Source organism: Paenibacillus sp. FSL R7-269, from assembly GCF_000517865.1.
Classification (GTDB): Bacteria; Bacillota; Bacilli; order Paenibacillales; family Paenibacillaceae; genus Paenibacillus_AQ.
The window spans coordinates 1-3,767 of the sequence record NZ_ASPS01000072.1 but is presented as its reverse complement, the minus strand read 5'-3'; the positions used below and the strand labels follow the sequence as shown (position 1 = coordinate 3,767).

At 50.9% G+C, this 3,767-nt stretch carries 3 protein-coding genes; all 3 read left to right on the top strand.

Annotated features, from left to right (window positions below; genetic code table 11):
* On the top strand, window positions 1-2,000 hold a 2,000-nt coding region (locus C162_RS27255; protein ID WP_156949724.1), incomplete at its 5' end, for a M56 family metallopeptidase.
* A gap of 42 nt (window positions 2,001-2,042) precedes the next feature.
* Complete coding sequence (locus tag C162_RS27250; RefSeq protein ID WP_036699754.1) at window positions 2,043-3,245, top strand: DUF4179 domain-containing protein; 1,203 nt, start codon at window positions 2,043-2,045, stop codon at window positions 3,243-3,245.
* A 65-nt stretch (window positions 3,246-3,310) separates the two neighbouring features.
* Window positions 3,311-3,718: a BlaI/MecI/CopY family transcriptional regulator gene (locus tag C162_RS27245; protein ID WP_036699750.1), complete on the top strand. Its 408-nt coding sequence runs from the start codon at window positions 3,311-3,313 to the stop codon at window positions 3,716-3,718.
* Window positions 3,719-3,767: the final 49 nt, after the last annotated feature.

The window sequence follows — 3,767 nt, the reverse complement described above, 5'->3', positions numbered from 1 at the left end:
TGCGGAGGTTCATCAACGCCCGGGTGCGTTACCTCCTGTGGCTGCTTGTTATCGCCCGGCTGTTATTGCCTGCCGTACCGGACAGCCCTGTCAGCATGCTGCATATTCTCGGCAATAGTAAGCATTTCTTAACAACTATCCTGGATAAGGGGCCGGACACTGGAGCTTCTAAGGGTGAATATCAGGAGCTTCCGCCGGGAGAGGGAGATCCGGTTACATATCCGGTCGATAACACCGCTCTGAATGTACAGGGGCAGACAGACACCCTCCGGGCAGAGGATGGTGCTGTAGCGGATAACCGCAGCTCTGCGGGGGCCGTGGGCTATCCGCTCTGGTTGAAGATAGGCACAGCAATCTGGCTGCTGGGCGTCATGCTTATGCTGCTGAATGGATTGTTGTATATACGGAGGATGCAGCGTGAGCGCAGACGGCTTAGACGGGTGAATGCCCCGGAGATTCTTCAGGTGGTTCTTGCCACCAGACGCCAGTTTGGAATAAAGAGAGCGATACCTATCTATACGGGGGGTTCTGCTAACAACCCATATCTGTCAGGATTAATGCGTCCATGGATCTTTGTCCCGGAGCAAGCTCTACAGGAACTGGATGCTTCCCGGCTGCGGCACATCCTCGCGCATGAGCTTGCCCACTGCAAGCGGAGGGATATGCTGTGGAACCTGTTAGGAAGCCTAGCCGCCACGATACATTGGTTCAATCCTCTGATGTGGCTGGCGATCCGGCGGATGAAGATCGATAGGGAGGTCGCCTGTGACGCCTATGTGTTGGAGGTATTAGGGGAAGAGGAGGCCATCGATTACGGGCTTACTCTGGTAGAGTTCCTGAAGCGCTTCTCACGAGTCCGGGAGAGGAGGGGGCATCTCTATTTCTCCAATCCGCAGCAGCGGCAACAGATCAGGAGAAGAATCAGTATGATTCAATCTTTCCGCAAAGGCTCCTACCGCATCTCCGCAGCAGCTGTAATTCTGGTCGCCCTGCTCAGCATCGTGACGCTAACGGGTGCCTCAAGAGAGCCTAGTGACTCTGCTGCCACAGGAACTAAGGCCAAACCCGCTGGCACACTGACTGAAAGCGTTCCCGGAGAGGAACGTGCAGAACCGGCAATGGAGCAAGGGGAGGCCCTGGTGCCGTTATTGAACATGGATGTAGAGCAGACGGAGTATGTGAGCCGCCATCATCTGCTGAAGCCGATGAATGTGGAGGTTGCCCAAGACGGCTATAAGGTCAACGTCACAGGCTTCATGGCAGACAGGCATCAATTGGTTATTTTTTATACGGCGCGTGTTGACGGCGGAAGATCACTAGTCTCTGATGATCCTCGTTTCGTAGAATGCATCATTACGGATGGTGTGACTGGTAAGGTGATTAATGGACGGACTCAACCGATGACCATTACTGACCGCCCGCAGAATAATGTTGAAAATGTGGCTGCTAGACTTCGGTTCGATACGCCTCTGACGAACCCGCCCTCAAAGATCAAGGTTGAATTCCGGTTGCGCTCACAGGCAGCAAGCGGAAGCAAGATACAGGAGTCGCCGACACTTCAGACCACCTTCGATGTGAGCGCAAGCTACTGGAAGCAAGAGAAATATACGGTCCAATCGAAGGAGACGCTCGATGTAGGCGGACACAAGATTAGAGTGAGATTACAATTAACACCGCTCACAACGATAGCCACTTTTTATTCCGATGAACCGGTTTTTAGTAACACTGAATTCAAAAAAGCTTTCAATGAGAAGTATGGTTCTCCAATGCTGTGGTGGAGCAAGGCAGGAACTGGAGACTATACGCAGCAAACACGCAGTACATCTATTACGTATACAGATTATGAGATGAAGATGCTTGCAGAAACCTATTTCTTGATGAATAAACCGCAATCTCTGCGGCTCGATTTCGTCAAGAAGCCACCGGTACTGAGGGGAACGATAGAGCCTGAGAGTTCATATCAAATGAATTTTGATATTACCGGGCTGAATCAGAGCTGACTCGGATTTAACCACCAACTTAAATTGAAGGAGAGTGTAACTATGATTAGAATGAAGCGGAATGATATGGAGATCTCACATGCGGCGCAGATGCAGCCTATACAGGAGCCAAAGCAGTGGTCAGCGTCAGATAAACGGCGGTCCTCCAGGGCCCGGATATCTACCGCCATCGTTGCAGTCATGACAACCGCAGCACTGGTGCTTAGCCCTTTTGCCGTGACAGGTCAAGCTCTAACCGTCTCGGCAGCAGCGGCGAATCAGGCGGCAGCACTGGCCCCCTTTGAGAAGCTGGAGATTCAGAATAAAGAGCAGATCCAATACGCCATCAAGCATAATCTGGTGCAGCCCCTGAATACAGTCGCCAAAAAAGACGGCTACCAGTTGACGTTGAAGGGCTTAATTGCCGACAAATATGAGCTGATTATTCTTTTTACAGCACAGACTGACAGCAAGCGGGCATTCACGTCTCAGGGGTTGATAGGGCATGATCTGCAATTGACAGACGCCATCACCGGAAAGGTGATCAGCGGCAGGAAGATGAATGATGCGATTGTTCAGGGCGTGAGCCCGGCTAAGCAAAATAACATCATGCACGGAGCGGCTGTCATCCGGCTAACGACCCCGTTAAGCACGGCTCCCAAAAAGGTAGCTGGCGAGTTTGTGCTAACCTCACTATCGGGCAGTGAACTGAAACAGCTAGAGGCGGTACAGGCGCAGATCTCAGCGGAGATCCAAAAGGCTTATACTGCTAACCCTAAGGTCACAGACTTCAAGAACAGTCCAGCGCTGTTGAAGAAATTTGATGCGCTGAATTCCAAGATCAAGAAGAGTCCGCCGCTGAAGGTGGCTTTTGAGATCAACCCTAAGGTCTGGGAGCAGGAGAGCCAGATGCTGTCGCCGGAAGAAACGCTTGATGTAGCAGGGCATAAGATCAAGATTAACCTGGAATTGACGCCATTCACCACAATAATAACGTTATCTTCCGATGAAGGCTTGTTTAAAGACAAAGAATTTCTGAAGACATTCAATCCAGACTATTATCCGGCCCTCATGGTGGATAGCGGAAACGGCAAGTATACATCACATCAAGGAAGAACTGCGAATTCCTATACGGATGATGGGATGAAGATCATGATGGAAAGCTATTTTCAGTTGAATCAACCCAAATCAATTCGTATAGACTTCATGAATGTGATCAAGAAGACAGTTACACAGCAGGTGATTGTTGATTTATCGAACCAATAATGCAGGTTATCCTTTAATCTATACTTGTAGATTGAATGACACCGCCACTGAATGGAGCTGTTATGATGAGTCCTACGCCGAAGATTTCGGAAGCCGAATGGGAGATTATGAAGATTATCTGGGTGCATCATCCGCTCACCGCTGAACAGGTTACCCGGCTTCTGCCGGTATCTGTGGAATGGAGCGAGCAGACGGTGCGCACCTTCGTGGCCCGGTTGCATAAGAAGAAGGCGATCGGGTATGAGAAATCCGGCCGGAGCTATCTCTACTATCCGCTGGTGTCCGAGCATGAGTGCGTCCGGGCCGAGAGCCGCTCCTTCCTGCAACGTGTATTTGGTGGAGCCACCCAGTTAATGGTGACCAGCTTCCTGGAGGATGTGGAGCTGTCCAAGCAGGAGATTGAACAACTCGAACAGCTGCTGAGGGAGAAGAAGTCGCAGGGCACCAGCGGAAACTCAGGTAAGCAGGAATGAATATGCTCTACGGATGGTTTGCCGGGATCGCAGAACAGACACTTGCAGC

Excerpts from the sequence above, each read along its gene's own strand:
- C162_RS27245 (WP_036699750.1), top strand. The coding sequence starts at position 3,311 with ATGAGTCCTACGCCGAAGATTTCGGAAGCCGAATGGGAGATTATGAAG.
- C162_RS27250 (WP_036699754.1), top strand. The coding sequence starts at position 2,043 with ATGATTAGAATGAAGCGGAATGATATGGAGATCTCACATGCGGCGCAG.